Here is a 24,558-nt window from a genome sequence, read left to right on the forward strand (position 1 = left end):
CCGCCGCGGGCTGGCAAGCCGGCAGCGCAGGCCTTATCTGACAGGGGCAAAGGAGTGATCCGCATGGAATTTTCCATTCTCGACCTGGCGGTGGTGGCCGAAGGCTCGGACGCGCGGCGGGCCATCGCCAATTCCGTCGCGCTCGCGCAAGCCGCCGAAGGCTGGGGTTACAGCCGTTTCTGGCTGGCCGAGCATCACAACATGCCCGGCATCGCCAGCGCCGCCACCGCGGTGCTGATCGGCCATGTCGCCGATCATACGCAAACCATCCGCGTCGGCGCCGGCGGGGTCATGCTGCCGAACCACGCGCCGCTGGCCATCGCCGAGCAGTTCGGCACGCTGGCGACGATCCACGGCGACCGCATCGATCTGGGCCTGGGCCGCGCGCCGGGCGGCGACGGCGCGGTGATGCATGCGCTGCGCCGTTCGATGCAGCGCAACGAGGATTTCCCCAACGACGTGGTCGAGCTGCTGCGCTATCTGGGCCCGCCGCGCCCCGGCGCCCCGGTGGCGGCGCATCCGGGCGAAGGCACGAACGTGCCGGTCTGGATCCTCGGTTCGTCGCTCTATGGCGCCAGCCTCGCCGCCGCGCTTGGCCTGCCCTATGCCTTTGCCAGCCATTTCGCGCCGGGCGATCTCGACCAGGCCGTGCAGCTTTACCGCGACCGCTTCGAGCCGACCGAATTCGGCACCCGGCCGCGCTTCATGCTGGCGGTGAACGTCATCGCGGCCGAGACCGATGCCGAGGCGCAGCGCCTGCGCACAAGCCAGATGATCAGCTTCGCCCGGCTGCGGCTGGGCATGCCCGGCCTGCTGCCGCCGCCGGTCGAGGACGTGCTGGACGCGATCCCGGTGCGCATCCTGCCCGCCGTCGAGCATGCGCTTTCGGTCAGCGCGGTCGGCGCGCCGGAAACCGTCGCAGCCCGGCTGGAGGAGCTGATCGCCCGCCACCGCCCCGACGAGCTGATCCTCGTCGGCAATATCCACGACCAGGCCGCGCGGCACCGTTCCTTTGCCATCGCGGCCGAGATCCTGCGGGGGCGCGCATGAGGATGCTGGTCTTCGGTCACGGCTATTCGGCCGGTTTCCTGACGCCCTTGCTGCTGGCCGAGGGCTGGCAGGTCGCCGGCACCACCCGGGAGGCGACGGATCGCGTCGCGCAGACCGGGGCCGAGCCGCTGCGCTGGCCGGGGCAGGAGGAGGCGCTGCGCGAGGCCATCGCCCAAGCCGACGCGATCCTGGTCTCGGTCGGCCCGGACCGGGGCGCGGACCCGGTTCTGGCGGCTTTCGGCGCCGAGATCGCCGCGGCGCGGCCGCGCTGGCTGGGCTATCTTTCCACCACCGGGGTCTATGGCGACCGCGAGGGCGGCTGGGTCGACGAGGAAACGCCCTGCGCCCCCTCGACCCGGCGCGGGCGCGAACGGGTCGCCGCCGAGCAGGGCTGGCAGCGGCTGGCCGCCCAGCATGGGCTGCCGCTGCATATCTTCCGCCTCGCCGGGATCTACGGGCCGGGGCGCGGCCCCTTCGCCAAGGTCCGTGCGGGCACGGCGCGGCGCATCGTCAAGCCGGGACAGGTGTTTTCCCGCATCCATGCCGAGGACATCGCGCAGGTGCTGCTGGCCTCGATCCGCGCCCCCCGGCCGGGGGCGATCTACAATGTCTGCGATGACGACCCGGCCCCACCCGAGGCGGTGATCGCTCATGCGGCGGAACTGCTGGGCCTGCCCCTGCCGCCCGCCGAGGATTACGCCAATGCCGAGATGACCCCCATGGCGCGCAGCTTCTATGCCGAGAACAAGCGCGTCGCGAACGACCGCATCAAGCGCGAGCTGGGCGTGAGGCTGCGCTATCCCGACTATCGCGCCGGGCTGGCCGCGCTGGCCCGCGCCGAGGGGACCCCCGCCTAGCGGGCGATCGTGCAGCAGCCCGTCAGCATGCGCGAGGGCTGCTCCTGCCCGTCCAGGATCACGCTGACCGCCAGCGCATGGCCGCGGTCCGACATGCCGTCCGAACATTGCTCGGGCCGCAGGAAGGCGGTGAGCCGGCCCTTGTCGTCGCCGGCGATGATGCCGCGCGTCGGCTCCCCCTCGATGCCGCGATCCATGACCTTGCGCAGCGAAAGCTGGCGCTCGGGTTGGTCGGGCTCGCTGAAGACCAGCCCCTTCTGGACCGTCTTGACCGACCAGAAGGGCTCGGTCCCGCTGCATTGCAGCGACAGCGGCAGCTCGGCTGGCTTCCAGACCGTGGCCTGCGGCTTGAGAAAGCGCAACGCCACCCAGCCCGTGGTCTCGCCCACGTTCACGAGGCCCCATTTGCCCGAGGCGTCGCGGTCCAGCAGCTCGACCCCCTTGGCGGTCGAGGCGAGCCGGCCGATGATCTTGGCCTGTCCATGCGGCGCCTCGCGCACGTTCAGCTTGTCCCAGGTCTCGACCACGGTGACGTCGAACAGGTTCGGAAGATAGTCCTGCGCCTGCACCGCCAGCGGGGCGGCAAGCACGAGGCCGGTCAGAAGGATACGCAGCATTGTCACCTCTCAGGCACGTTTCGCCAGCGCCACGCCCAGAACCTCCAGCACCTTGGCCTCGATATCGGGGGCGGACATGCGGGCGCAGCGATACATGGCCTCGGGGCTGGCATGGTCGATGAATGTGTCGGGCAGCACCATCTGGCGGAAGCGCAGCCCGCCGTCGAAGACGCCCTCGTCGGCAAGCAGCTGCGCGACCAGGCTGCCGAAACCGCCGACCGCACCCTCTTCGATGGTGATCAGCGCCTCATGCGTGCGGGCAAGGCGCAGGATCAGGACGCGGTCCAGCGGCTTGGCAAAGCGGGCATCGACCACCGTGGGCGTGATCCCGCGCGCCAGCAGCGCCTCGCGCGCCCGCATGACCTCGGCCAGCCGGGTGCCGAAGGACAGGATGGCGACGCGCTTGCCCTCGGCCATGACGCGGGCCTTGCCGATCTCCAGCACCTCGCCGCGTTCGGGCATCTCGACCCCGGTGCCCTCGCCCCTGGGATAGCGGAAGGCGATGGGGCCTTCGTCATGGGCGGCGGCGGTGGCGACCATATGCACCAGCTCCGCCTCGTCGGCGGCGGCCATGACCACGAAGCCGGGCAGGTTCGCAAGAAAGGCAATGTCATAGGCGCCGGCATGGGTGGCGCCGTCGGCCCCGACCAGACCGGCGCGGTCGATGGCAAAGCGCACCGGCAGGCGCTGGATCGCCACATCATGGACGACCTGATCGTAGCCGCGCTGCAGGAAGGTCGAATAAAGCGCGCAGAACGGTTTCATCCCCCCCGCCGCCAGCCCGGCCGAGAAGGTCACGGCATGCTGCTCGGCAATGCCCACGTCGAAGCAGCGGCGCGGAAAACGCTCGGCGAAGAGGTTCAGCCCGGTGCCGTCCGGCATGGCGGCGGTGACGGCGACGATGCGGGCGTCGCGGCTGGCCTGATCGACCAGCGCCCGGGCAAAGACCGAGGTATAGCTGGGCGCGTTCGACTTGGCCTTGGCCTGCGCGCCGGTCTCGACATCGAATTTCGCCGTGGCATGGCCCTTGTCGGCGGCGCGTTCGGCCGGGCCGTAGCCCTTGCCCTTCTTCGTCACGGCATGGATCAGCACCGGCCCGGTGGCCCGTGCCTTGACGGTGCGCAAGAGCGGCAGAAGCTGGTCGAGGTCGTGGCCATCGACCGGGCCGATATAGGAGAAGCCCAGCTCCTCGAACAGAGTGCCGCCGACGGTCATGCCCTTCAGCATCTCCTTGGCGCGGCGCGCCCCCTCCTGCAGCGAGGGCGGCAGGAAACCCACGGCGCCCTTGGCCACGGCCTTCAGGTCCTGGAACGGCCCCTCAGCATAAAGCCGGGTCAGATAGCGCGACAGCGCCCCGGTGGGCGGCGCGATGGACATCTCGTTGTCGTTCAGCACCACGAACAGCCGCTTGCCCAGGTCGCCCGCATTGTTCAGCGCCTCGAAGGCCATGCCCGCGCTCATTGCGCCGTCGCCGATCACCGCGATGGCGTCGCCCGGATCGCCGCCGAGTTCGCGCGCCATGGCGAAACCCAGCGCCGCGCTGATCGAGGTCGAGCTATGACCGGCCCCGAACGGGTCATAGGGGCTTTCCGACCGCTTGGTGAAACCGGAAAGGCCGTTTTCCATACGCAGCGTGCGGATGCGGTCGCGGCGCCCGGTCAGGATCTTGTGCGGATAGCACTGATGGCCCACGTCCCAGATGATCTTGTCGCGCGGCGCGTCAAAGACCGCATGCAGCGCCACAGTCAGCTCGACCACGCCCAGCCCGGCGCCCAGATGGCCGCCGGTGACGGAAACGGCGCTGATCGTCTCGGCCCGCAGCTCGTCGGCAAGCTGCCGCAGTTCGCGATCCGACAGATCCTTCAGGTCGGACGGCAAGGCCACCCGGTCCAGGATCGGCGTCGAAGGGCGGTCGGAAGTCTCTTGGGTCATGGCTTGCCCCTCTCCGGGCGGGCTGTCAGGCGTCGCGCTCGATAACGAAACGCGCGAGCTGCCGCAAGTTTCCTGCGGCCTCGCCATAGGGATCAAGGGCGGTTTCGGCATCGCGGACCAGCTGGCGCGCCTGGTCCTGCGCGCCCTGCAGGCCCAGCAGCGACACGAAGGTCGCCTTGTTGGCGGCGCCGTCCTTGCCGGTGCGCTTGCCCGTCTCAGCCTCGGTGCCGGTCACGTCCAGGATGTCGTCCTGGATCTGGAAGGCAAGGCCCAGGCGGCGGGCATAATCCGCCAGCGGGCCGGGATCCTCGCCGGCCATGACCGCGCCGGCAGTGGCCGAGAACTGGATCAGCGCGCCGGTCTTGGCCTGCTGCAGCCGCGTGATGGCGGCAAGGTCCAAGGGCTCGGCGGCGGTCTCGGCGGCGATGTCCAGCGCCTGGCCCCAGACCATGCCGCCCCCGCCGACCGCCTCGGCGAAGCCGCGCACCAGCGCCAGCCGCCTTTCGGGCGCGCCGATCCGCGGATCGGCCAGCAGGCCGAAGGCCAGGGCTTGCAGCGCGTCGCCGGCCAGGATCGCGGTCGCCTCGGACCAACGCAGATGCACGGTGGGCAGGCCGCGCCGCAGGTCGTCGTCGTCCATCGAGGGCAGGTCGTCATGGACCAGGCTATAGGCATGCAGCGCCTCGACCGCCGCCGCGACGGGCAGCGCCGCCGGGTCGGCCAGGCCGAACAGCCGCGCCGATTCCATCACCAGGAAGGCACGGATGCGCTTGCCGCCGGTGCAGGCATAGCGCATCGCATCGGTCAGCTCCCCCTCGGGCAGGCCGGCCATGGCCTCGTCCAGCGCGGTCTGGACCTGCGCCTTCACCTCGGCAAGGCGGTCCCGCATCACAGCCCCTCGGCCGGAACGGTCCCGTCGGGCTGGCCGTTGGCCGCCAAAGTGATCTTTTCCACCCGCTCCTCGGCCTCGCGCAGGCGCTTGTCGCAATGCGCCCGCAGGGCCGCACCGCGCTCGTAGAGCTTGATCGATTCCTCCAGCGTCGCCTCGCCGTGCTCCAGCCGGCCGACCGTCGCCTCAAGCTCTTTCATCGCCTCCTCGAAGGACATGTTCTCGATCTCGGTCACGCGGCAGTCTCCCTCAGCACATCGACATGGGCGCGCGCCGAGCGGCCCAGAGCGGCGAGATCATAACCGCCTTCCAGCGCCGATACCACCGGGGCCGAACAGGCCGCCGCCGTGTCGCAGATCATCCGGGTGATGGCGGTGAAATCCGCCTCGCGCCACATCAGCGCGGCGAGGGGATCGTCGGCATGGGCGTCGAACCCGGCCGAGACCAGCACCAGCTGCGGCCGCCAGGCCGCGACCCGGTCGCAGATCGCCCGCCAGGCCGCGCGCGCCTCGTCCCCGCCGCTGCCCGGCGCCAGCGGCATGTTGACGATCTGGCCATGCGCACCCCGCTCCGAGGCCGCGCCGGTGCCGGGATAAAGCGGAAACTGATGCGTCGAGGCGAAGAGCGCGCGTTTCTCCTCCCACAGCACGTCCTGGGTGCCGTTGCCGTGATGCACGTCGAAATCCAGCACCGCCACGCGGTCCAGCCCGTGATGGTCCAGCGCCCGCAAGGCCCCGATGGCGACCGAGGAAAAGATGCAGAAGCCCATGGCCCGCGCCCGCTCGGCATGATGTCCCGGCGGGCGCATGGCGACGAAGGCGTTGGGCGCCTCGCCCGCCAGCACCGCATCGACCGCCGCGCAGACCCCGCCGACGGCATGGCGCGCGGCTTCCAGGCTGCCGGGCGACAGATAGGTGTCGGAATCCAGCATCATCCAGCCCTCGGCCGGCGATTTCCGGCGCAGCCCGGACAGGTATTCCGGCGGATGGGCGCGCAGGATGTCCGCCTCCGCCGCCTCCGGCGCCTCGCCCCGGACCAGGTCAAGCCCTCCCAATGCGTCCAGGACGGCATCCAGCCGCGCCACCTGTTCAGGATGGCTGGGCGGCGTCACATGCAAGAGCCCCGAGGGGTGCGTATAAAGCAAGGTCATCGGCCAAGGATTATGTGCGGCTTTCCCGCGCGGCAAGCCAATCTTGCGCGACCGGCCCGATCCCATGGCGACCACCCCGCCGGAAACCCCGTCCTTCTCCGTTTTACAAATACCCTCGGGGGTCCGGGGGCAGACAGCCCCCGGCGCAACGGCGAAGGATCAGACCGTCAGCCGCTGACCGTCATGGCCGGCGATGCGCAGCTCCATCAGCGTGCCCTCGGGCATGTCGCGCTGGAAGGCCACCTCGGTGAAATGCTCCGTCCGCCCCAACCGCGGCCCCTCGGTCAGCACCATGCGCATCTCTCCGACCTGCGCGGCCAGATGCCGGGCCAGCGCCGCGTCGCCCGCCGCACGCAGGCGCGCCGCACGTTCCTTGATCGCCGGGCCCGGCACGCGCGGCATCCGCGCCGCCGGGGTGCCCTTGCGCGCCGAATAGGGAAACACATGCAGGAAGGTCAGGCCGCAATCCTCGACCAGTTTCAGGCTGTTTTCGAACATCGCCTCGGTCTCGGTCGGGAAACCGGCGATGATGTCGGCGCCGAAGACGATTCCCGGCCGCAGCTTGCGCGCATCCTCGCAGAAGCGGATGGCGTCGTCGCGCAGGTGGCGGCGCTTCATCCGCTTCAGGATCATGTCGTCGCCGGCCTGCAGCGACAGGTGCAGATGCGGCATCAGCCGCGGCTCGCTGGCGATGGCCAGCATCAGGTTCTCATCCGCCTCGATCGAATCGATCGAGCTGATGCGCAGCCGCGGCAGGTCCGGCACCAGCCGCAGGATGCGCATGACCAGGTCGCCCAGCCGCGGCGTCCCCGGCAGGTCGGCCCCCCAAGAGGTCAGGTCGACACCGGTCAGCACCACCTCGTTGAAGCCGCGGTCCCGCAGCCGCTTGATCTGGTCCACCACCACGCCCGCGGGCACGGAGCGCGAATTGCCGCGGCCATAGGGAATGATGCAGAAGGTGCAGCGATGATCGCAGCCGTTCTGCACCTGCACATAGGCGCGGTGCCGGCCGAAGCCGTCGATCAGATGGCCCGCCGTCTCGCGCACGGACATGATGTCGTCGACCTGCACTTTCTCGGTCTCGCCGATCAGGTCGGGGGCCTGCATCGCGGCCCAGGTCGCCGGCTGCATCTTTTCATGGTTGCCGATGACGCGGCTGACCTCGGCCATGGCGGCGAAGGTCTCGGGCTCGGTCTGGGCGGCGCAGCCGGTGACGATGACCGGGGCGCCGGGATTCTCGCGCGCCAGCCGCCGAATCTCCTGCCGGGCCTTGCGCACCGCCTCGGCGGTCACCGCGCAGGTGTTCACGATCACCGCGCCTTGCAGCCCGGCGGCCTCGGCCATCTCGCGCATCGCCTCGGTCTCATAGGCGTTCAGCCGGCAGCCGAGGGTCGCGAAAACGGGCGGCTTCAGGTCCTTCATCCCCGCCAGACCCCGTCGAAGACATGCGCGGTCGGCCCGGTCATCCAGACCCCGTCCTCGCGCCAGTCGATCTCCAGCACGCCGCCCGGCACGTTGACCTTGACCCGCCGCCCGGTCAGCCCGCGCCGCGCCGCCGCGACCACCGCCGCGCAGGAGCACGAGCCCGAGGCCAGCGTGATGCCGGTGCCGCGTTCCCAGATGCGCAGCACGATCTCGCTGTCCGAGACGACCTGCACCAGCTCGACATTGCTGCGTTGCGGGTAAAGCGGATGATGTTCGTGCGCGGGGCCGAAGCGTTCCAGGTCGACCGCCGCGGCGTCTGGCACGAAGAAGGTCATGTGCGGGTTGCCCATCCCCGTCGCCACCGGATCGCCTTCGATGGGCAGGTGCAGCGTATCGACATCCTCGGCCAGCGGGATCCGGGCCCAGTCTAGGACCGGCGCGCCCATATTGACGCGAGTCAGGCGATTGCCCGCATCCTCGGCCGCGAGCACGGCATGGTCGGTGGCGAGCCGCAGGGCCGAGGCGCCCGATTCGTCCATCAGGAAGCGGGCCACGCAGCGCGTGGCATTGCCGCAGGCGGCCGAAAGCGAGCCGTCGGCGTTGAAGAACACCAGCCGCGCATCGGCATTCTCGCCGGGGAGGATGACGGCCATCTGGTCGAAGCCGACGCCGCGATGGCGGTCGGCGATGGCGGCCACGGTCGCGGCATCGGGCAGCGCGCCCGAGCGGCGGCCGTCGATCACCACGAAGTCGTTGCCGAGCCCGTGCATCTTCATGAAGGGCAGAGGGGCGCTCTGGCCGGGGTTTTGCTGGTGTTCCATGGCGGTGACATACTCCTGCCGGAAAGATTCTGCCAGAGGCGGCGATTTTTCCGCTTGACCCTGTCCGCCGCCGACCGTAGTTAGCCCCCCGTGCGATGGGCCCGTAGCTCAGTTGGTAGAGCAACTGACTTTTAATCAGTGGGTCACAGGTTCGAATCCTGTCGGGCTCACCACTGAATTTCCTTACATGACAAGCGGTTACGAGAAATTGCCTGCGAGGCGGTTTCTGCGCTAACAATGTGCCAGCGGACAGCCAGCGGACATTTTCACGGCGATGCCCTGGCTCGAATCTACCGCCATCGCGTCGCGCGCCAACCGGCGGCGATAGCCTCGGCCTCGTCGCAAAACCAGCGCTCGCCCCTGCTCTCATCGATCCGGGTCTTGGCATAGGCTGGCGACCAGGGCGTGTGATAGATCCGCTCGCCCTTGTTCGAGATGTTGCCCTTGATCGGACAGCCCTCGGGCGCCTCTGCGGCAGCCCGCGCCCAGCGGTCGGCGCGATACTCCCAGGCGGGCAGAGATTCGCTCTGCCAGACGCCCCGCCCGGCGGCGCGGGCCATGCGCTCAGCATCGGCATAGTCGTCGGAATAGCGCAGGTAGGCCCAAGCGAGGCCTCGCCCGACTATCTCGCCGCCCAGATCCATACCCGCGGCATGGCAACGCGCAACGATCCGCCGGTAGGCATCGATATCGAGCGGCACGCATTCCACGACCTGATCCCTGACCATCTCGGCCATGGCCTCGGTGGCAACCTCGCCGCAGTTCCATTTCCGTCCGCCGCTCTTGCTGCACTGCTGGCCCTGCTCGGGTGCGTCGATGCCGTGAATGCGGATGGCAACCGGGCCGATCTTGAGCGTGTCGCCGTCCACCACCGCGGCACGGCCGACAATCAAAGGGCTATCGTCAGTCGCGGCCCAGGTGACGGCGGGCATCGCCAGGAGCGCGCCAACGACCAAAGCCCTAACCGCTGCGATTCCCGCGATTGTCGCGATTCTGCCGCGCGCATCAGAGGAAAAATCGCGAGAATAGCGATAATCGCAACGGCCCGCCGCCAGGATTGCGGCGGAGAGCGTGGCCCGTCGATCAACCATCGCAGGTACAGCCGACGCCTTTGCGGCATTGCTTGTCCCGGCTGATGCAACTGTCACCGCAGGCTTTGCCCTTGCTGCACATCTTACAGCAGGCGGCATCCAGAAGGGCCGCATCAGGGCCTCTGAGGTCCAGCAGGCGTTGCCGGGCGTCCTGGATGTCCTCTGCCGTAAGGGCCCCGAGGACGGGCGCGGCGCCGTCATTCGCGAAGGAGGGAAGGGAAAAGGAGACGAGGAAAGCAATGAGGAAAGGGCGCATCGGACTTCTTAACGATTTGTTAACCTTTTCCTGATAAGCGGCTTTCCGCCGATTCGCCAAGAAGCAGGAGCAGTCGCCTGGGCCTCTGGATCAGCCGCGCGAGACGGCGGTGCGAGGCCCGGATTGTCAATCGGCACGCAACTTTGACCCCCTTTCGGCGCCCAATAATGACCCCGCTTGGTCAGCACGGGTAGCTGGCCCGATGCGGTGTAGCCTCCATACAGCGCAACCGGATCGGGCCAGCGGCGTCTCGGTCATTCCCGCGTCTTGAAGCGCCAGCTCTCGTTGCCGGTCTCGACGATGTCACAGTGATGGGTCAGTCGGTCGAGGAGCGCCGTTGTCATCTTCGCGTCTCCGAAGACGGTCGGCCATTCGCCGAAGTCGAGGTTCGTCGTCACGATGATCGAGGTGCGTTCGTAAAGGCGACTGATGAGGTGGAACAGGAGCTGGCCACCCGTCTGGGCGAACGGCAGATATCCCAACTCGTCGAGGATCAGGAAGTCGAGGCGGCACAGGAGATCCGCAGTGCGTCCCTGTCGGTCGGCGCGGGCTTCGGCGTCCAGCTTGTTCACCAGGTCCACGACGTTGAAGAAGCGGCCGCGCTTGCCACGGCGGATGCAGGCCCGGGCGATGCTGACGGCAAGGTGGGATTTGCCGGTCCCGGTGCCGCCGATGAGGACGACGTTACGCTGATGCTCGAGGAACTCTCCGGAGGCCAGATCGCGCACCAGCGTTTCGTTTACGGGCGTGTCTTCGAAGCTGAACTCGTCGACTTCCTTGGCCAAGGGCAGCTTGGCGATGGTCATCTGGTATTTGATCGAGCGAGCTTGTTTCTCGCTGATCTCGGCGTTCAGCAGGTCGCCCACGATTTGCTGCGGTTCGTGCTGTCGCTTCACCGCCGTGGCGATGATCTCATCGTAGGCGGCCTTCATGCCGTAGAGCTTCAACTGGCCCATCGCGTCCAGCACCTGTGATCTTTCCATGGCGGGGTCTCCTGAGGCTGTCGTAGCGTTTGCAGTCGGCCACGGGCTCGCAGGTCAGGCGCAACGCGTCCGGCGTGGCGATGGTCAACGGAGGTGGTGGCTCGCGATGTCGGGCCAGGATGTTCAGAACGACCGATGCCGCCGGGGCGCCTTCGGTCAGGGCCTCGACGCAGGCAGCCTCGACGGCTTCCAGTCCATCCGTTGGGATCATGCTCAGGATCTGGACCATCTGACGGTCACCGTTCGGCACGCGCCCCAGCTTACGCTGGACGCGTCGTATCGCCGGCGGCAGTTCCCATTCCTTGAAGGGAGCGCCGTTTCGAAGGGCGCCGGGCTTGCGGGCCAGCACCGGGATGTAGTGCAGCGGGTCATAGATGGCCTTGTCGCGCCCGAAGGCGCGGTCGTGCCGGCCGACGATCTTGCCGTCCTGCCAGACCTCGACCCGCTCGGCATAGGCGCGGATCTCGACCGGACGGCCGACGGCGCGACCATCGACCGAGTAGCGGTTCTTGTCGAACCTAACGAGGCAGGTCTTGGACACCGAGGCCGGCACGGCATGGAATCCGTCGAAAGGGCCGACGTAGGGCACCAGGCTCGCCCGCTCATCCTGGAACACGTCCCAGATTGTCCGATCACGCAATTCCTGGTGCGGATGGGCCTTGGCCCAGGCAATACAGCGATCCTGAAGCCAGGCGTTGAGTTCCGCGTAGCTCTTGAAGCGCGGCCGCGGCACGAAGAACCGCCGCCGGACAACGCCAACCTGGTTCTCTACTTGTCCCTTCTCCCAGCCGGACGCGGGGGTGCAGGCGACGGGATCGACAAGGTAGTGTCCGCACATCTGCTGGAACCGGCGATTATACGCGCGGTCGCGGCCGACGAAGATCGTGTCCACCGCCGTCTTCATGTTGTCGTAGATCCCACGCGCACAGGCGCCGCCGAAGAAGGCAAAGGCCTTGTCATGGGCATCGAACACCATTTCCTGCGTCTCTCGCGGGTAGGCCCGGACGAACAGCATCCGGCTATGACAAAGCCGGACGTGAGCCACCTTCACCGTGGTGGTCACGCCGTCGATCAGAACGACCTCGTGACTCCAGTCGAACTGGTAGGCTTCACCCGGATCGAAGCTCAGTGGCACATAGGCGGCGGCTGACGCTTCCTGCTCCGCCTGCGACCACGAAGCCGCATAGCGTCGGACCGCGTCGTAGCCGCCGTCATATCCGAGGGCCCTGAGCTCTTCGAAAATCCGGATGCGGGTCAGCCGCTCGCGCTTCGGCTTGCGCGCATTCGCCGCCAGCATCTCGTCGAGCTTGCCTTTCCAGGGACCGATCTTCGGCTGCGGTTGGACGGTTCGCTCGTAAGTCATCTCCGTTGCGCCGGACCGGATCACCTTCCGAACCGTGTTCCGCGATACCCGCAGCTCTCGGCAGATATGCTTGATCGACTTCTTGTCCTGGAAATACGCCCGGCGGATCTTCGCAATCGTCTCCACAACCAGCATCCCACACTGTGCCCCCCGATAGCCTCGGAGGCATCATGACCATCAGCGTAAGGGGGTCATTTTTGGAAGCCGATTACCCCGTTACGGGGTCAATTTTGCACGCCGGTTCACAGGCATGGGCGCGCATTGGGCTCCGCTACGGCGTCATCGCACTCGCGATCCTGCTGTTCCTGCTTTCCCTGCGCCGCTCCGGCGAGCGCGCCGGCCGACTGACCGAGCAGCTCGAAACCATGGAGAAAACCTATGACGCCCAAAAGCGAATGCTCGAGGCAGCGGCGCGCCGTCCTCGTTCTCGCGACGATCTGGCTGAGCGGCTGCGCGACGGTCGGTTCTGACGGTAGCGGGCCAGGGGCGTGTCCGCCGGTCGTCGAGTACAGTAGGAAGTTCCAGGCGCGAGCGGCAGGGGAGCTGGACCTCCTGCCGGAGGGCTCGGCGATCGCAGAGATGATGAGCGACTATGCGGTGTTGCGGGAACAGGCGCGGGTGTGCTGATCCTCCGGCACTTGTCGCGGATTACGCGTCGCGCCCGGCGCCGAACCTGGGGCTATCGGTCGGCAAGATGAGTGATGCCTCTAAGCCGGAGGTTGCGCCAGGTCGCGGCGATTTCAGAACGAGCGAGCTTCCGATCCGGTTGGCGATGGCGGCGACGATGGCGAGGCCAAGCCCGCTGCCATCGGTGCTTGCGTTCGCCCGTTCGAAACGTGCCGTCAGGCGGTCGAGCATCTCGCGCGGCACCACGGGACCATCGTTAGCGACAACGAGGCGGCCGTCCGCCGTCAGCGTCACCTCGACTGCCAGATTCTCCGCCCCGTGACGGAGGGCGTTCTCCACAAGGTTCCGGCACAGGATGGCGAAGGCATCGGGGTCGATGTCCGACTGGACAGCCGCGTCGGGAAGAGTGAGCCCAATGCGGCCAGGCGCGGTCGCGCGTCCGAGATCGTCCACCACCACACGGGCGACCGCCCTCAGGTCGGCGCTCCGGTCCATCCGCAGCCGCCCGCCTTCGGCCCGCGCAAGCTGCATGAGGCGTTCGGAAAGCCGGGTCAGGCGCTTGAGCGTCGCCTCAATTTCGGCGGCACGCACTTCGGTGGCCGGCTCGTGCGTCTCCGCCCTCAGCCGCTGCGCCTGAGCGATTGCTCCGGCCAGCGGCGTTCTCAACTCGTGGGCCGCGTTCGCGGCAAAACTGCGCTCGGCCTCGAACGCCGCGCGCAAGCGGGCCAGAAGGCCGTTGAGCGTCTTGGCCAGTGGACCAATCTCCGTCGGCAGATCGCTGGCAGGAACCTCCGACAGGTCGCGGGCGCCGCGCGCCTCCAGCCGAGCACGGAACCGACGCAGCGGATCGAGGCTGAAGCGAACGGCAAGAATGATCGCCACCAGCGCGATCGGCAGCACGATGAGCAGCGGCAGGCCGAGGCCCATCTGGATCTCCCGCGCAACCGACGCGCGATGGGCCAGCGGCTCGGCCACGGTGATCCGGATCGTGTCCTGAAGCGCTGCATCGCTGTAGAACCGGTGGGTGGCGGTCTGACGGAAACCGGGTCCGTCCCAAGGCGGGAACACGGCAGGGTCGGCCGCATGAGATTGCAGCAGGATGCGCCCCTCGCCATCGCGCACGAGGTAGGTGAAGAACTCGTCGTGCTCCCGGATGGGCGCGAGCCGCTGCGTCACGCCCTGATCTTCGCGGCCCACGATATCGGTCACCGCCAGCGGGAGGATGCGTTCCGCTGTCTCCTGCAGGGCGCTGTCAAAGACCTCGTCCAGCTCGCCCCGGACGATTACGGCCGTCACCGTCGCAGCGAGCAGCCACAGCACCGTCAGCGCCAGGCCGAGCGACAGGCCGAGTCGGCCCTGAAGGCTCGCGGGCCATCTCATGATTTGCCGAGCCTGTAGCCCATGCCGCGCTCGGTCTCGATGACCGAAGCCCCGAGCTTCTTGCGCAGGCGGCTCACATGGACCTCGATGGTGTTGCTCTCCACCTCCGCGTCGAAGGCGTAAAGCTTCTCCTCCAGCTGTGCCTTTGACAGCAGCTGACCGGGGCGCGCGAGAAAGGCTTCGAACAGCGCCCATTCCCTTGCGGTCAGTTGCACCGGCTTGCCGTCGCGGTGAACGCTGCGGGCGGCAAGATCGATTTCCAGCGGCCCGTGGGTGACGATGGGGTTCGGGTTGCCGCTGTAGCGTCGAGCGACAGACCCGATCCGCGCGGACAACTCAGCGAGATCGAAGGGCTTCACGAGATAATCGTCGGCGCCCGCGTTCAGCCCCTCGATCCGGTCCGACACCTGGTCGAGCGCGGTCAGGATGATGACCGGCGTCACGTCGCCCTGCGCGCGCAAGCCTTTGAGGAACCCGATCCCGCGACCGTCCGGCAGCATCAGGTCGAGCAGGATCAGGTCGTAAGACGTGGATTTCGCAGCGCCGCCGGCCGCATCGAGGCGCATCACCCAATCGACCGACTGCCCATCGGCCGTGATCTGGTCGCGCACCGCCGCGCCAAGCACCGTGTCGTCCTCGATCAGCAGGATGCGCATCCTCGTCCCCGTCCTCTTCCGATGACCCTCCATGATCCGTCTGGCTGACAAGAAGCTGAAGCGGGTGGCTGCGTCCCTTCAGGCTGCCGTCAGCTTCGCCGCGCATGAATTTCGTCAAGATGGCCGCAGCGAGGAGTTTGGCCCATGAAGAAGACATTGACAATTCTCGGCTTTCTCGCGGTCTTTCCGGCCGGTGCCGCGCTGGCGGACGACGACTGCTTCGTGCCGATGGCCGACTGGCAGCCGCGCGACGCCGTCGCCCGGCTGGCCGAGGAGAACGGCTGGACGGTGCGCCGGATCAAGATCGACGACGGCTGCTACGAAATCGACGGCCGCGACGCCGAGGGGCGCCGGATCGAGGTGACCGTTCATCCGGCGACGCTCCAGGTGATCGAGTTCGAATACGAGGACAAGGACGACGGCGATCGCCCCCGCCGGGATCGCGAAGCAGGCGACGATGACTGACGCAATCTCACACCAGGCGCCAGAGATGAACACGGCGCCGAGCAGCAAGGTCCGTGTCTGGGATCCGCTGGTCCGGGTTTTCCATTGGGGTCTGGTCGCGGCCTTCGCGACCGCATGGCTGACTGCGGACGAGCTGCAACCTGTCCACGAGGTCGCAGGCTATACCGTCGCCGGACTTGTGGCCTTCCGGCTGGTCTGGGGCCTCATCGGCAGTCGCTACGCGCGCTTCGCCCAGTTCCTGAAAGGCCCCCGCGAGACGCTGGCCTATCTCGGGGACATGACCCGCGGACGCGAGCGGCGCCACCTCGGCCACAACCCGGCGGGCGCGGCGATGGTCGTGGCGCTGCTGGTCACGCTGTCCGGGACGGCTTTCACCGGCTGGCTCATGGAGGATGAGGCCCGTCTGGCGATACTTCCGTCCATGCCCGCAATTGTGGCGCTCGCCTGGGCCGACGACGACGGCGACGAGCGGGAATACGGCGGGCGGGGCGAGATCGAGGGACCGCTGAAGGAGGTCCACGAGACGCTCGCCAACCTGATGCTGCTGCTTGCCGCGCTGCATGTTGGCGGCGTCGTCCTAGCCTCCTTCAGGCACCACGAGAACCTGGCGCGCGCCATGGTGACGGGCGACAAGCGCGGCGCCGGTCCCGGCGACATCGCCTGACGGCACCTAACCCCAAGGCCGACCGTCCCTTCGGTCCCGCCTGGCCTCGCCCTCACGGGCGGGGCCTTTTTCGTCCGAAGCCGCTCTCTTCCTGACGGCAAGCTGAAGCGGGAATCGCCGACGCGTCAGGAAGCCCTCAGGTCGTGTCTCCAGATTGTCCTCAGCAGATGACAAGGAGACCCTGCCATGAAGAAGACCCTGACACTTCTGGTTGCGTCCACGGCGCTGACCGCCGCGATCGGCGTCCCCGCCTGGAGCGCGATGCAATCCCCGCCCGGCGTCCTTCGGCCCGTCGCCGCTCTCTTCGATGACGCCCCGCAAGCGATGCCGCTCGTTCTCGCAAGCGACGATGACGACGACGATGACGACCGCTGGCGGGACGGTTCTCGTCGCGGCCACGACGACGACGACGATGACGACGATGACGACGATGACTGCGACGACGATGATGACGACGACGATTGTCAGGGCGGCGCTCGCAATCCCGCGCCCGCCGGCACGGTCGCCCCTCCGCAGAACGGCCTCTTCGGCAACGGTGCGCCGCCGCAGGTTCAGGTGAACTGAACCGCTCCGAAGTTCCTCTCCGAACAAGGATCCATACGATGAAATCGCTTCTCGCCACGCTCGCGCTGACCACGGCGCTGACGCTCCCCGGCCTCGCCATGGCGCGTCCGGTGACGCTCACCACGATCCTCAACAATTACGGCGGCGACGGGGCCTATCTCGCGCTCTACGTCACCGACACCTCGGGCGCCTATGTCGGCAGTCTCTGGATGGCTGGCGGCAAGTCCAAGTACTACGAGCACCTCAGCGACTGGTACCGCGCCACCGGCGGCGACACCGCGCAGGTGAACGGCATCACCGGCGCCAGCGTCGGCGCGGGCCGCACGCTCGAGATCACGCTCGACCTGGCCGACGCGCTCTTCGACGCGGGCTACACGCTCCACATCGACGCGGCCGTCGAGGACATGCGCGACAGCCCGAACGAGGTGGCCGTCCCGCTCACGACCGACGGCGCCGGCACGCCGGTGCAGGGCCGCCGCTACATCGCCAGCTTCGCCTACGACATGTGAGGAGCGGGGCCATGATCCGTGCACTCCATCGCTGGCCGGGTCTTCTGGCCCTTGCGCTCGTCACCATCCTGAGTCTGAGCGGCGCGGCGCTGTCGGTCTTCCCAGCGGCCGAACGGCTTGCCGCACCGCAGGCGGAAGCCGGACTGACCGTCGCCGCCCTCGCGGACCGCATCCAGACGGTCTATCCGGGCGTCGAGCAGATCCGCCGATCACCCTCGGGCCGGATCACCGCCTACTGGTTCGACCAGGGCGCGCCGGGCGCTGCCGTGATTGACCCGGTGACCGGTGAGGGCGTGGCCTCGGCCGACCCGAACCAGGCCGAACGCTGGCTCACCAACCTGCACCGGTCGCTGTTCCTCGGGGACGGCGGGCGCATAGCCATGGCTGCAGGGGCTGCCGCGATGCTGATCCTCTCGCTCTCCGGTGCGGCGCTGGTCGCGCGGCGGACGGGCGGCTGGCGGCACTGGTTCGCGCGCCTGCGCGGTCCGCTCGCGGGCAGGCTGCACGTCGAGATCGCCCGGATCGCCGTCGTCGGCTTCGTTCTGTCTTCCACGACCGCCCTCTGGATGACGGCGTCGACCTTCGATCTCCTGCCGGATGGCAGCGCCATCCCGGCCATGCCGACCGAGGTCAGTGGAGCGACGGGGTTTGCGCCGGACCGAATGGCCACGCTGCAGCAGACGCCCGTCGCCGAGTTGCGCGAACTGAGCTTTCCCTATCCCGGCGACGCGACGGACGTGTTCACGCTCAAGACCGACCGGGGCACCGGCTATCTCGACCAGGGCGACGGAGACCTCCTGGCCTGGGCCGACCTCACGGGATGGGAGCGCGTCTCGGAGACCATCTACATGCTGCACACCGGACAGGGCGCGGCGACGCTCGGCCTGGTGCTCGGCCTCATGGCGCTCGGCGTGCCCGCGATGGGCGCGACCGGCGTGCTGATCTGGCTCGCCGGGCGGCGCGGTCGGCCGCGCATCCGAGGCAATCAGCCCGCGGGACGTGCCGAGACGATCCTGCTCGTCGGCAGCGAGGGCGGCAGCACCTGGGGATTTGCGGCCACGCTCCACACCGCACTGACGCAAGCCGGGCAGAAGGTACACACAGCACCGATGTCGGCCTTCGCGCCAGAACGCTACGCTACGGCCCAGCGGATCATCCTGCTCGCCGCAACCTATGGCGACGGCGCGGCGCCCGCCTCGGCGAAGGGCTTTCTCGAGCGGCTAAACGCTTCCGACAGGGCGCCGGACATTTCTCTGGCGGTGCTCGGCTTCGGCGACCGCAGCTTTCCGGCCTATTGCGCCTTCGCAAGGGACGTCGCGGCAGCGGCGCAGGCGAAGGGTTGGCCCGAGCTTCTGCCGCTCGACACAATCGACCGGCAATCGCCGCAGGATTTCGCGCGCTGGGGCCGGGCGCTCGGAGACGTGCTCGGCATTGCGCTCGAACTGACGCACCAGCCGGTCCAGCCGCAAACGACCACGCTGACCCTCGTCTCGCGGCGCGACTACGGCGCTGAGGTGCAGGCCCCGACGGCGATCCTCCGCTTCGCGTTTCCCCGCGTCTCGCTCGGGCAACGGCTGCTCGGGGGCGGGTTCGCACGGTTCCAGGCGGGTGACCTGATCGGCATTCTGCCCGAAGGCGGGACCGTCCCGCGGCTCTATTCGCTCGCCTCTGGGCGCCGCGACGGCTTCATCGAGATCGTGGTCAAGAAGCATCCCGGCGGCCTCTGCTCGGGTCAGCTCACAGCGCTGGAACCTGGCGACACGGTGAGCGCCTTCTTGCGCCCCAACCCCGGTTTCCGTCCGGGGCGGAGCCGGGCGCCCCTGATCCTGATCGGCGCAGGGACCGGCATCGGGCCGCTAGCGGGCTTTGTGCGCGGCAATACGCGCCGCAGGCCGATCCACCTGTTCTTCGGCATGCGCCATCCCGACAGCGATTTCTTCTACGGCGAGGAGTTCCCCGGATGGCAGGACGAAGGGCGTGTAAGCCGGCTGGTCACCGCCGTCTCGCGCGGGGCGCGTCCCCATTACGTCCAGGACGCGCTGCGCAGCGAGGCCACTCAGGTCGCAGAGCTCATCCGCAATGGCGCGCGCGTGATGGTCTGCGGCGGACGGGACATGGCCGCCGGCGTGGCCGAGGCGCTGGCCGAGATCCTCGCACCGGCCGGGCTGACGCCGGCGGTCCTGAAGGCGGAGGGGCGGTATGTCGAAGATGTCTACTGAGCTGACGAGGCACGCCCTGAATGGGGCGACCATGGGCACGCGCTGGTCGGCGCTGTTCTTCGCAGGGCCCGGTCTCGACACGGCGGCGATCCGCACGGCGCTGCAGGCGGCCGTGGACGAAGTGGACGGACAGATGTCGACCTGGAAGCCCGACAGCGGCCTGATGCGGCTCAACGCGGCGCCGGTGGGCGAATGGATCGCGCTTCCCGCGCGGCTCGCCGAGGTGCTGCGACTCGGCCTAAAGATCGGGCGCATATCCGGCGGCGCGTTCGACATCGGCATGGGTGACGCGGTGACGGCCTGGGGGTTCGGGCCGAAGACGGCCGCGCCCGAGGGCATCCGCGCCGCGATGAAAACCCCGCGCCGCCCGGCGGATCAGGCTCTGGAGTTCGAAGGCGACCGCATCTGCAAGGTCGCTCCCATAGCGCTGGATCTGAACGGCATAGCCAAGGGCTACGGCGTGGACCGTTTGGCCGAAACCCTGCGCGATTACGGGATCGCCGACGCCCTCGTCGGGGTCGATGGCGAGATGCGCGCGATGGGTCTCCGGCCTGACGGCGAGGCCTGGAGCATTGCGGTCGAGGCGCCGGACGCGGAACGCCGGACGCCGCATTCGATCCTCGCGCTGCAGGATGCCGCCGTCGCCACCTCCGGCGATTATCGCCACTGGGTCGAGGTTCAGGGACGACGCCTGTCGCACACAATGGACCCGAGGCGCGGTGCGCCGCTGATCGCATCGCCGGCCTCCGTCACCGTCGTTGCCCGCAGCTGTGCCGAGGCCGATGCCTGGGCGACGGCGCTCATGGTGCTCGGTCTCGGCAAAGGGGCCGAACTCGCAAGAAAAGAAGGGCTCGACGCCCTGTTCCTCTTGCGCGAAGATTGCGGGAGCGTGAGGGGCGTGGGAGTCGGACGACTTTTTTCCGAAGAGCCAGCGGCGATTACCCCTGCAGAGGGGAGATAGGCCGCATGGAGACGACAAGGACTGACCGCTTCAAGACCGCTATCCTGCTCATTGCCGCGACCGGCCTGTTTGCGGGACTTGCGTTCTACTTTTCCGGCCGACCCAACGCTGCGAACCTGATCTGGATCGCCGGCGTCGTTCCAGCGCTCGCCGCGCTCGTGGTCGAGATCCTGCGCAGCCTGCGCTCCGGCGAGGTGGGCCTCGATATCGTCGCAGCGCTGTCGATGTCGGCGGCGCTCGTCTTCGGCGAGACCCTCGCCGCGGCGGTGGTCGCGGTGATGTATTCCGGCGGCACATTCCTCGAAGCCTTCGCCGAAGGCCGCGCCCGGCGCGAGATGCACGACCTCCTCTCCCGCGTGCCGCGGACCGCGACCCGGCACCGCAACGGCGGGCTGGAGGAGATCCCGCTCGACCACATCGCGCCCGGCGACCGCCTCCTGATACGTCAGGGCGACGTGGTGCCGGTGGACGGCACGGTGGCCTCGGAGACGGCCTTCGTCGACACCTCAGCGCTGACGGGCGAGTCCCTGCCAGTGCGCCTCGCCCACGGCGCCGAAGCCATGAGCGGCTCCACAAACGCAGGCGAGGCGTTCGATCTGACGGCGACGAGAGAAGCCAAGGACAGCACTTATGCCGGGATCGTCCGGCTGGTCGAGGAGGCGCAGGCCTCGAAGGCGCCGATGTCGCGGCTGGCCGACCGCTGGTCGCTGGGCTTTCTCGCGGTCACGGTCAGCATCGCCTTCGCGGCCTGGTGGTTCACCGGCGATCCAATCCGGGCCGTCGCCGTGCTCGTTGTCGCCACGCCCTGTCCGCTGATCCTCGCCGTGCCGGTGGCGCTGGTGGCCGGGCTGTCGCGTGCCGCGCATTTCGGGGTGCTGATCAAGGGCGCGGGACCGCTCGAGACGATGGCGCGCATCCGAACGCTGATCCTCGACAAGACCGGCACGCTGACGGACGGCCGGCCGCAGATCGTCTCGATCGATAGCCACGACGGGATGGCGGAGGACGACATACTGCGCCTCGCTGCAGCGCTCGACCAGGCGTCCAAGCACCCCGTGGCGCAGGCCATCGTTGCGGCCGCGAAGGCGCGCGGCTTCACGCTGCCGGTTCCGTCGGACGTGGCTGAGATCCCGGGTGAAGGCGTCGTGGGCCATGTCGAGGGCCGGAAGGTCATCGTCGGTGGCGACGGCTTCGTGGCCGCGCGCGTGGGGCGCCAGCCGGGCGATCATTCCGCCATTGCCGCCGGTTCGGTTCTCGTCGCCGTCGCCGTCGACGGGCAAATGGCAGGGCACCTCGTGATGTCCGATCCGCTGCGCGAGGGTGCGGGCGCCATGCTCGACGGTCTGCGCCGCGAGGGCATCGCGCGTATCCTGCTCGCCACCGGCGACCGCGCGGACGTGGCTGAGCGCGTGACCGAGGGGCTTGGCCTCGACGGGCTGCGCGCCGGGCTCACGCCCGACCAGAAGGTTCTGCTGGTTCTCTCCGAGCGCAAGCGCGGGCCCGTGATGATGGTGGGCGACGGCGTCAACGACGCGCCGGCTCTCGCAGCGGCCGATGTGGGTGTCGCGATGGGCGCACGCGGAGCCGCTGCATCGGCGGAGGCGGCAGACGTCGTGCTGCTCGTCGACCGTATCGACCGGCTCGGGCCGGGGATCGAGATTGCGCGCGGTGCGCGCCGCATCGCTGTCGAAAGCGTTGTCGCCGGAATCGGCCTGTCGGTCATGGGCATGATCGCCGCGGCTTTCGGCTATCTCACTCCGGTGCAGGGGGCGCTCCTGCAGGAGATCATCGACGTCGCCGTGATCCTGAACGCCCTGCGCGCGCTGCGCATCGCGCCCCATGAGCCCACTATCCCGAATCCAAAGGCTGTCTCCTCCGGGCAGGCCGACATCGCGCAAGGAGCCACGCCATGAGCCGCCTCTCGCATTCCGAAATCCACATGGTGCATCGCATCGGCTGGCTGCGGGCCGCCGTTCTCGGAGCCAACGACGGACTGGTGTCGACTGCGAGCCTCGTTGTCGGCGTCGCCGCGGCAGGATCGGGAAAGCCGGAGGTCCTGATCGCGGGGCTGGCTGGCCTCGTGGCCGGTGCGATGTCCATGGCGGCAGGAGAATACGTCTCGGTCAGTTCCCAGACCGATGCGGAACAAGCCGATCTTGCCCGCGAGACCCGCGAGCTGGCGGAAACGCCTGAGGCAGAGCTCGAGGAGCTCACCCGGATCTACGTTGACCGGGGGCTGGATCGCGACCTGGCGGAGAAGGTGGCCCACCAGCTGACCGAACGCGACGCGCTCGGATCGCATGCCCGCGACGAACTCGGCATCTCCGAGACCGTGACGGCACGCCCGATCCAGGCGGCGCTGGTCTCGGCTCTAACATTCGCCCTGGGTGCGGTCGTTCCGCTGATCGTCGTTCTATTGGCGCCCGAAACGTCGATCGCGCTGTTCGTGGCGGCATCGACGATCGTCGGCCTTGCGGTCCTCGGCGGTCTGGGCGCCTCCGCCGGCGGCGCTGGTGTCGTTCGGGGCGCCGCGCGGGTCACCCTCTGGGGCGCTCTCGCAATGGCTGCGACAGCAGCGGTGGGAGCGGTGTTTGGCGTCACGGTTGGGTAGCAATTATTGGGTTTCTGGGTGGAGAAGGTTGGATTTGAGGCCCATCCCCTCCGCCACTTGCCCTCGCGAAAGCGTTCTCCCGATCCGGCTGCGGCCGGATTTTTCCGTTGTTTTCGAGGGTTATGCGGGAGGGGCTCTTAACCGGCCAACGCCCCAACGGGCGCGCACGCGTTCTCTCCGGGCCGATATTCTCCGGACCTGTTAACCGGACACTTTCCGGTTATGCCGTGTAAGTGTCCGTTTTTGTGATATATTGCGCCCGCGCTGACACTTAACCTTTGGAATGGCACACGCCTGCCGCGCGCCGCTCAAATCGAAAAAAGAACGGCTCAGACCAAGTAGTCCGACGCATGCGCCCCCTCATATAGCGCTTTGATGGATGTGGCAGCCAAGACTGCTGCACGCGTTGCCGCTTCCTTCAGGTCAAGGACCCTGAATGTATCGCCGATCTTCGCGACCGCATCTATCCGTCTATACTGGTCGCCGAAGCGTTCTGCATACTGGGCAAGGCCCTTCAACTTTGGGATGGCATCACCGAACTGGATGCCGTGCGGATCAACGATGTCTGCCGTGAATGTGCCGTCGCCTTGTTGACCGAAAAACACGAAGTCTGGCCGCACGATCTTCGGCTCCCCGCCATCATCATAGATGATCCCAAGCGAGTCCTGGCTGGCGCGCGACGGGTTACGATACCATGCGACGGTGCCTGAACGCCCAAGCTCAGCTCGGACCACTTCGCCCTCCCAGGAATTGAAATCCTCGGGGAACAAGCCCTGCTCATCACAGAGAAGATGTCTCTCGAAGGTCGGGAGGGGTGTTTCGGTGCCGTTCGCCTCGCGGATTGTGGTCGCCTGCATCCATGATGTCGGGCGAGCGAGGTCCACATCCATCGGATTGGCGCTCATCTCTCTGATCTGGCGATAGACGTCCTGGCGTTCGTCGGACAGATCCTTGATCTCGACGCGGAACCGGGTGAGCCACTGATTGGCGAGCTTCTCGGCTTCAGCCTCGAGCGTTTCACGAACCTGTGGGACCAGGCCCAAGGCTGCGATACTGACATGCGCGTCCATGAGCGCCGTTTCCATGTCGTCGGTTTTGCCTTCGTTCCGAGCGAGGTAATCGCTGTATGTCGTTGCAAGATCGGGGCTGATCGCCCGACCGGCACGGCGGTAGGCGTCCTCGATGACGGCGTAGTCAGCCTCTTCCAGAAAGTCGTCGAAGGTCATCGCGCCGCCCTTCAGGTCGGCTTTCAGGCTCTTGCCCTCGACTGTCATGACAGATTTTCGGGCGGCCTCAATTTCGGTCTTGAAGCGCGCGCGGATGCCGTTCAGCACTTTGTGCATTTCTGAATGGGCCAGCTTCCCCGCATCTGGCAGCAGGCCATCGACCGCCAACTCGTGTGCGAGAGAAGTCAGCCGCTTTACAGGGCGCGCATGCCGCTTCGGCAGCGTCTGTGACGGAAGTGCAA

General features: G+C 67.9%; 25 protein-coding genes and 1 tRNA gene. 12 read left to right on the forward strand and 14 right to left on the reverse strand.

Annotation, left to right across the window (positions count from 1 at the left end; all coding sequences use genetic code 11):
• The first annotated feature begins 63 nt into the window (after positions 1-63).
• Positions 64-1,050 carry an LLM class flavin-dependent oxidoreductase gene (locus tag LOS78_RS18015; protein WP_230377682.1) on the forward strand — a complete coding sequence of 329 codons (987 nt, stop codon included), beginning with the start codon at positions 64-66 and terminating at the stop codon, positions 1,048-1,050.
• Positions 1,047-1,907, forward strand: coding sequence for an SDR family oxidoreductase (locus LOS78_RS18020; RefSeq protein ID WP_230377683.1), 861 nt, complete (start codon positions 1,047-1,049; stop codon positions 1,905-1,907). The genes LOS78_RS18015 and LOS78_RS18020 overlap by 4 nt, the downstream gene beginning before the upstream one ends.
• Here the strand turns inward: LOS78_RS18020 and LOS78_RS18025 are convergent.
• From LOS78_RS18025 to dapF, 7 genes are all read right to left on the reverse strand, one after another.
• Positions 1,904-2,524 carry a COG3650 family protein gene (locus tag LOS78_RS18025; RefSeq protein ID WP_028713327.1) on the reverse strand — a complete coding sequence of 207 codons (621 nt, stop codon included), beginning with the start codon at positions 2,522-2,524 and terminating at the stop codon, positions 1,904-1,906. The two genes, LOS78_RS18020 and LOS78_RS18025, sit on opposite strands and share 4 nt — an antisense overlap.
• A gap of 9 nt (positions 2,525-2,533) precedes the next feature.
• On the reverse strand, positions 2,534-4,456 hold the full coding sequence (gene dxs / locus LOS78_RS18030) for a 1-deoxy-D-xylulose-5-phosphate synthase (RefSeq protein WP_230377684.1): 1,923 nt from the start codon (positions 4,454-4,456) through the stop codon (positions 2,534-2,536).
• 25 nt (positions 4,457-4,481) lie between these two features.
• Positions 4,482-5,345 (reverse strand): polyprenyl synthetase family protein, encoded by an 864-nt coding sequence (locus tag LOS78_RS18035; protein WP_230377685.1) that lies wholly within the window; start codon positions 5,343-5,345, stop codon positions 4,482-4,484.
• Positions 5,345-5,581, reverse strand: a complete 237-nt coding sequence (locus LOS78_RS18040) for an exodeoxyribonuclease VII small subunit (RefSeq protein ID WP_028713323.1) — start codon at positions 5,579-5,581, stop codon at positions 5,345-5,347. Before LOS78_RS18040 ends, LOS78_RS18035 begins: the two co-directional genes overlap by 1 nt.
• On the reverse strand, positions 5,578-6,495 hold the full coding sequence (locus LOS78_RS18045; protein WP_230377686.1) for a histone deacetylase family protein: 918 nt from the start codon (positions 6,493-6,495) through the stop codon (positions 5,578-5,580). Before LOS78_RS18045 ends, LOS78_RS18040 begins: the two co-directional genes overlap by 4 nt.
• Before the next feature lie 159 nt (positions 6,496-6,654).
• Complete coding sequence (gene mtaB, locus LOS78_RS18050; protein ID WP_028713321.1) at positions 6,655-7,917, reverse strand: tRNA (N(6)-L-threonylcarbamoyladenosine(37)-C(2))-methylthiotransferase MtaB; 1,263 nt, start codon at positions 7,915-7,917, stop codon at positions 6,655-6,657.
• A complete protein-coding gene (gene dapF / locus LOS78_RS18055; protein WP_230377687.1) occupies positions 7,914-8,741 on the reverse strand; it encodes a diaminopimelate epimerase in 828 nt (275 codons plus the stop codon). Before dapF ends, mtaB begins: the two co-directional genes overlap by 4 nt.
• A 97-nt stretch (positions 8,742-8,838) precedes the next feature.
• On the opposite strand from dapF, the gene LOS78_RS18060 reads away from it, so the two are divergent.
• Positions 8,839-8,914 (forward strand) — tRNA-Lys (locus tag LOS78_RS18060).
• A 117-nt stretch (positions 8,915-9,031) separates the two neighbouring features.
• On the opposite strand, the gene LOS78_RS18065 is transcribed toward LOS78_RS18060, so the two are convergent.
• The 4 genes from LOS78_RS18065 to istA all read right to left on the reverse strand — a co-directional run bounded on the left by LOS78_RS18065 (position 9,032) and on the right by istA (position 12,569).
• On the reverse strand, positions 9,032-9,832 hold the full coding sequence (locus LOS78_RS18065) for a thermonuclease family protein (protein ID WP_230377688.1): 801 nt from the start codon (positions 9,830-9,832) through the stop codon (positions 9,032-9,034).
• On the reverse strand, positions 9,825-10,088 hold the full coding sequence (locus LOS78_RS18070) for a hypothetical protein (protein WP_230377689.1): 264 nt from the start codon (positions 10,086-10,088) through the stop codon (positions 9,825-9,827). The genes LOS78_RS18065 and LOS78_RS18070 overlap by 8 nt, the downstream gene beginning before the upstream one ends.
• Positions 10,089-10,342: 254 nt before the next feature.
• Positions 10,343-11,071 carry an IS21-like element ISPkr1 family helper ATPase IstB gene (gene istB, locus LOS78_RS18075; RefSeq protein WP_024843951.1) on the reverse strand — a complete coding sequence of 243 codons (729 nt, stop codon included), beginning with the start codon at positions 11,069-11,071 and terminating at the stop codon, positions 10,343-10,345.
• On the reverse strand, positions 11,001-12,569 hold the full coding sequence (gene istA, locus LOS78_RS18080; protein ID WP_028717560.1) for an IS21 family transposase: 1,569 nt from the start codon (positions 12,567-12,569) through the stop codon (positions 11,001-11,003). Before istA ends, istB begins: the two co-directional genes overlap by 71 nt.
• 35 nt (positions 12,570-12,604) lie before the next feature.
• Here istA and LOS78_RS18085 point away from each other — a divergent pair, with 35 nt between their 5' ends.
• Positions 12,605-12,904 (forward strand): hypothetical protein, encoded by a 300-nt coding sequence (locus tag LOS78_RS18085; protein WP_230377690.1) that lies wholly within the window; start codon positions 12,605-12,607, stop codon positions 12,902-12,904.
• A gap of 178 nt (positions 12,905-13,082) precedes the next feature.
• Here LOS78_RS18085 and LOS78_RS18095 read toward each other — a convergent pair whose 3' ends face one another.
• Positions 13,083-14,441 carry an ATP-binding protein gene (locus LOS78_RS18095; protein WP_094022013.1) on the reverse strand — a complete coding sequence of 453 codons (1,359 nt, stop codon included), beginning with the start codon at positions 14,439-14,441 and terminating at the stop codon, positions 13,083-13,085.
• Positions 14,438-15,097, reverse strand: a complete 660-nt coding sequence (locus LOS78_RS18100) for a response regulator transcription factor (protein ID WP_094022012.1) — start codon at positions 15,095-15,097, stop codon at positions 14,438-14,440. The genes LOS78_RS18095 and LOS78_RS18100 overlap by 4 nt, the downstream gene beginning before the upstream one ends.
• Positions 15,098-15,241: 144 nt before the next feature.
• Between LOS78_RS18100 and LOS78_RS18105 the strand changes: the two genes are divergently transcribed.
• The 8 genes from LOS78_RS18105 to LOS78_RS18140 all read left to right on the forward strand — a co-directional run bounded on the left by LOS78_RS18105 (position 15,242) and on the right by LOS78_RS18140 (position 23,090).
• Complete coding sequence (locus LOS78_RS18105; protein ID WP_094022011.1) at positions 15,242-15,562, forward strand: PepSY domain-containing protein; 321 nt, start codon at positions 15,242-15,244, stop codon at positions 15,560-15,562.
• The gene (locus LOS78_RS18110) at positions 15,555-16,226 is read left to right on the forward strand and encodes a cytochrome b/b6 domain-containing protein (protein ID WP_230377691.1); all 672 of its coding nucleotides are present in this window, start codon (positions 15,555-15,557) and stop codon (positions 16,224-16,226) included. The genes LOS78_RS18105 and LOS78_RS18110 overlap by 8 nt, the downstream gene beginning before the upstream one ends.
• Positions 16,227-16,412: 186 nt before the next feature.
• Positions 16,413-16,790 carry a hypothetical protein gene (locus LOS78_RS18115; RefSeq protein WP_094022009.1) on the forward strand — a complete coding sequence of 126 codons (378 nt, stop codon included), beginning with the start codon at positions 16,413-16,415 and terminating at the stop codon, positions 16,788-16,790.
• 38 nt (positions 16,791-16,828) lie between these two features.
• Positions 16,829-17,299, forward strand: coding sequence for a DUF2271 domain-containing protein (locus LOS78_RS18120; RefSeq protein ID WP_094022008.1), 471 nt, complete (start codon positions 16,829-16,831; stop codon positions 17,297-17,299).
• 11 nt (positions 17,300-17,310) lie between these two features.
• Complete coding sequence (locus LOS78_RS18125; protein ID WP_230377692.1) at positions 17,311-19,518, forward strand: PepSY domain-containing protein; 2,208 nt, start codon at positions 17,311-17,313, stop codon at positions 19,516-19,518.
• Positions 19,499-20,479, forward strand: coding sequence for an FAD:protein FMN transferase (locus LOS78_RS18130; RefSeq protein ID WP_101753526.1), 981 nt, complete (start codon positions 19,499-19,501; stop codon positions 20,477-20,479). The genes LOS78_RS18125 and LOS78_RS18130 overlap by 20 nt, the downstream gene beginning before the upstream one ends.
• 5 nt (positions 20,480-20,484) lie before the next feature.
• The gene (locus LOS78_RS18135; protein ID WP_230377693.1) at positions 20,485-22,392 is read left to right on the forward strand and encodes a heavy metal translocating P-type ATPase; all 1,908 of its coding nucleotides are present in this window, start codon (positions 20,485-20,487) and stop codon (positions 22,390-22,392) included.
• Positions 22,389-23,090: a VIT family protein gene (locus tag LOS78_RS18140; protein WP_216034681.1), complete on the forward strand. Its 702-nt coding sequence runs from the start codon at positions 22,389-22,391 to the stop codon at positions 23,088-23,090. The genes LOS78_RS18135 and LOS78_RS18140 overlap by 4 nt, the downstream gene beginning before the upstream one ends.
• A gap of 329 nt (positions 23,091-23,419) precedes the next feature.
• Here LOS78_RS18140 and LOS78_RS18145 read toward each other — a convergent pair whose 3' ends face one another.
• On the reverse strand, positions 23,420-24,484 hold the full coding sequence (locus tag LOS78_RS18145; RefSeq protein ID WP_230377694.1) for a hypothetical protein: 1,065 nt from the start codon (positions 24,482-24,484) through the stop codon (positions 23,420-23,422).
• Positions 24,485-24,558 lie beyond the last annotated feature (74 nt).

Source organism: Paracoccus sp. MA, from assembly GCF_020990385.1.
Taxonomy (GTDB): Bacteria; Pseudomonadota; Alphaproteobacteria; order Rhodobacterales; family Rhodobacteraceae; genus Paracoccus.

Bases quoted from the DNA above. Each gene is read 5' to 3' on its own strand.
- mtaB (WP_028713321.1), bottom strand. From the start codon at position 7,917: ATGAAGGACCTGAAGCCGCCCGTTTTCGCGACCCTCGGCTGCCGGCTG.
- istA (WP_028717560.1), bottom strand. From the start codon at position 12,569: ATGCTGGTTGTGGAGACGATTGCGAAGATCCGCCGGGCGTATTTCCAG.
- LOS78_RS18035 (WP_230377685.1), bottom strand. From the start codon at position 5,345: ATGCGGGACCGCCTTGCCGAGGTGAAGGCGCAGGTCCAGACCGCGCTG.
- LOS78_RS18025 (WP_028713327.1), bottom strand. From the start codon at position 2,524: ATGCTGCGTATCCTTCTGACCGGCCTCGTGCTTGCCGCCCCGCTGGCG.
- LOS78_RS18095 (WP_094022013.1), bottom strand. From the start codon at position 14,441: ATGAGATGGCCCGCGAGCCTTCAGGGCCGACTCGGCCTGTCGCTCGGC.
- dxs (WP_230377684.1), bottom strand. From the start codon at position 4,456: ATGACCCAAGAGACTTCCGACCGCCCTTCGACGCCGATCCTGGACCGG.
- LOS78_RS18110 (WP_230377691.1), top strand. From the start codon at position 15,555: ATGACTGACGCAATCTCACACCAGGCGCCAGAGATGAACACGGCGCCG.
- LOS78_RS18020 (WP_230377683.1), top strand. From the start codon at position 1,047: ATGAGGATGCTGGTCTTCGGTCACGGCTATTCGGCCGGTTTCCTGACG.
- LOS78_RS18105 (WP_094022011.1), top strand. From the start codon at position 15,242: ATGAAGAAGACATTGACAATTCTCGGCTTTCTCGCGGTCTTTCCGGCC.
- LOS78_RS18140 (WP_216034681.1), top strand. From the start codon at position 22,389: ATGAGCCGCCTCTCGCATTCCGAAATCCACATGGTGCATCGCATCGGC.
- LOS78_RS18125 (WP_230377692.1), top strand. From the start codon at position 17,311: ATGATCCGTGCACTCCATCGCTGGCCGGGTCTTCTGGCCCTTGCGCTC.
- LOS78_RS18015 (WP_230377682.1), top strand. From the start codon at position 64: ATGGAATTTTCCATTCTCGACCTGGCGGTGGTGGCCGAAGGCTCGGAC.
- LOS78_RS18120 (WP_094022008.1), top strand. From the start codon at position 16,829: ATGAAATCGCTTCTCGCCACGCTCGCGCTGACCACGGCGCTGACGCTC.
- dapF (WP_230377687.1), bottom strand. From the start codon at position 8,741: ATGGAACACCAGCAAAACCCCGGCCAGAGCGCCCCTCTGCCCTTCATG.
- LOS78_RS18065 (WP_230377688.1), bottom strand. From the start codon at position 9,832: ATGGTTGATCGACGGGCCACGCTCTCCGCCGCAATCCTGGCGGCGGGC.
- LOS78_RS18100 (WP_094022012.1), bottom strand. From the start codon at position 15,097: ATGCGCATCCTGCTGATCGAGGACGACACGGTGCTTGGCGCGGCGGTG.
- istB (WP_024843951.1), bottom strand. From the start codon at position 11,071: ATGGAAAGATCACAGGTGCTGGACGCGATGGGCCAGTTGAAGCTCTAC.
- LOS78_RS18115 (WP_094022009.1), top strand. From the start codon at position 16,413: ATGAAGAAGACCCTGACACTTCTGGTTGCGTCCACGGCGCTGACCGCC.
- LOS78_RS18085 (WP_230377690.1), top strand. From the start codon at position 12,605: ATGACCATCAGCGTAAGGGGGTCATTTTTGGAAGCCGATTACCCCGTT.
- LOS78_RS18070 (WP_230377689.1), bottom strand. From the start codon at position 10,088: ATGCGCCCTTTCCTCATTGCTTTCCTCGTCTCCTTTTCCCTTCCCTCC.
- LOS78_RS18130 (WP_101753526.1), top strand. From the start codon at position 19,499: ATGTCGAAGATGTCTACTGAGCTGACGAGGCACGCCCTGAATGGGGCG.
- LOS78_RS18135 (WP_230377693.1), top strand. From the start codon at position 20,485: ATGGAGACGACAAGGACTGACCGCTTCAAGACCGCTATCCTGCTCATT.
- LOS78_RS18045 (WP_230377686.1), bottom strand. From the start codon at position 6,495: ATGACCTTGCTTTATACGCACCCCTCGGGGCTCTTGCATGTGACGCCG.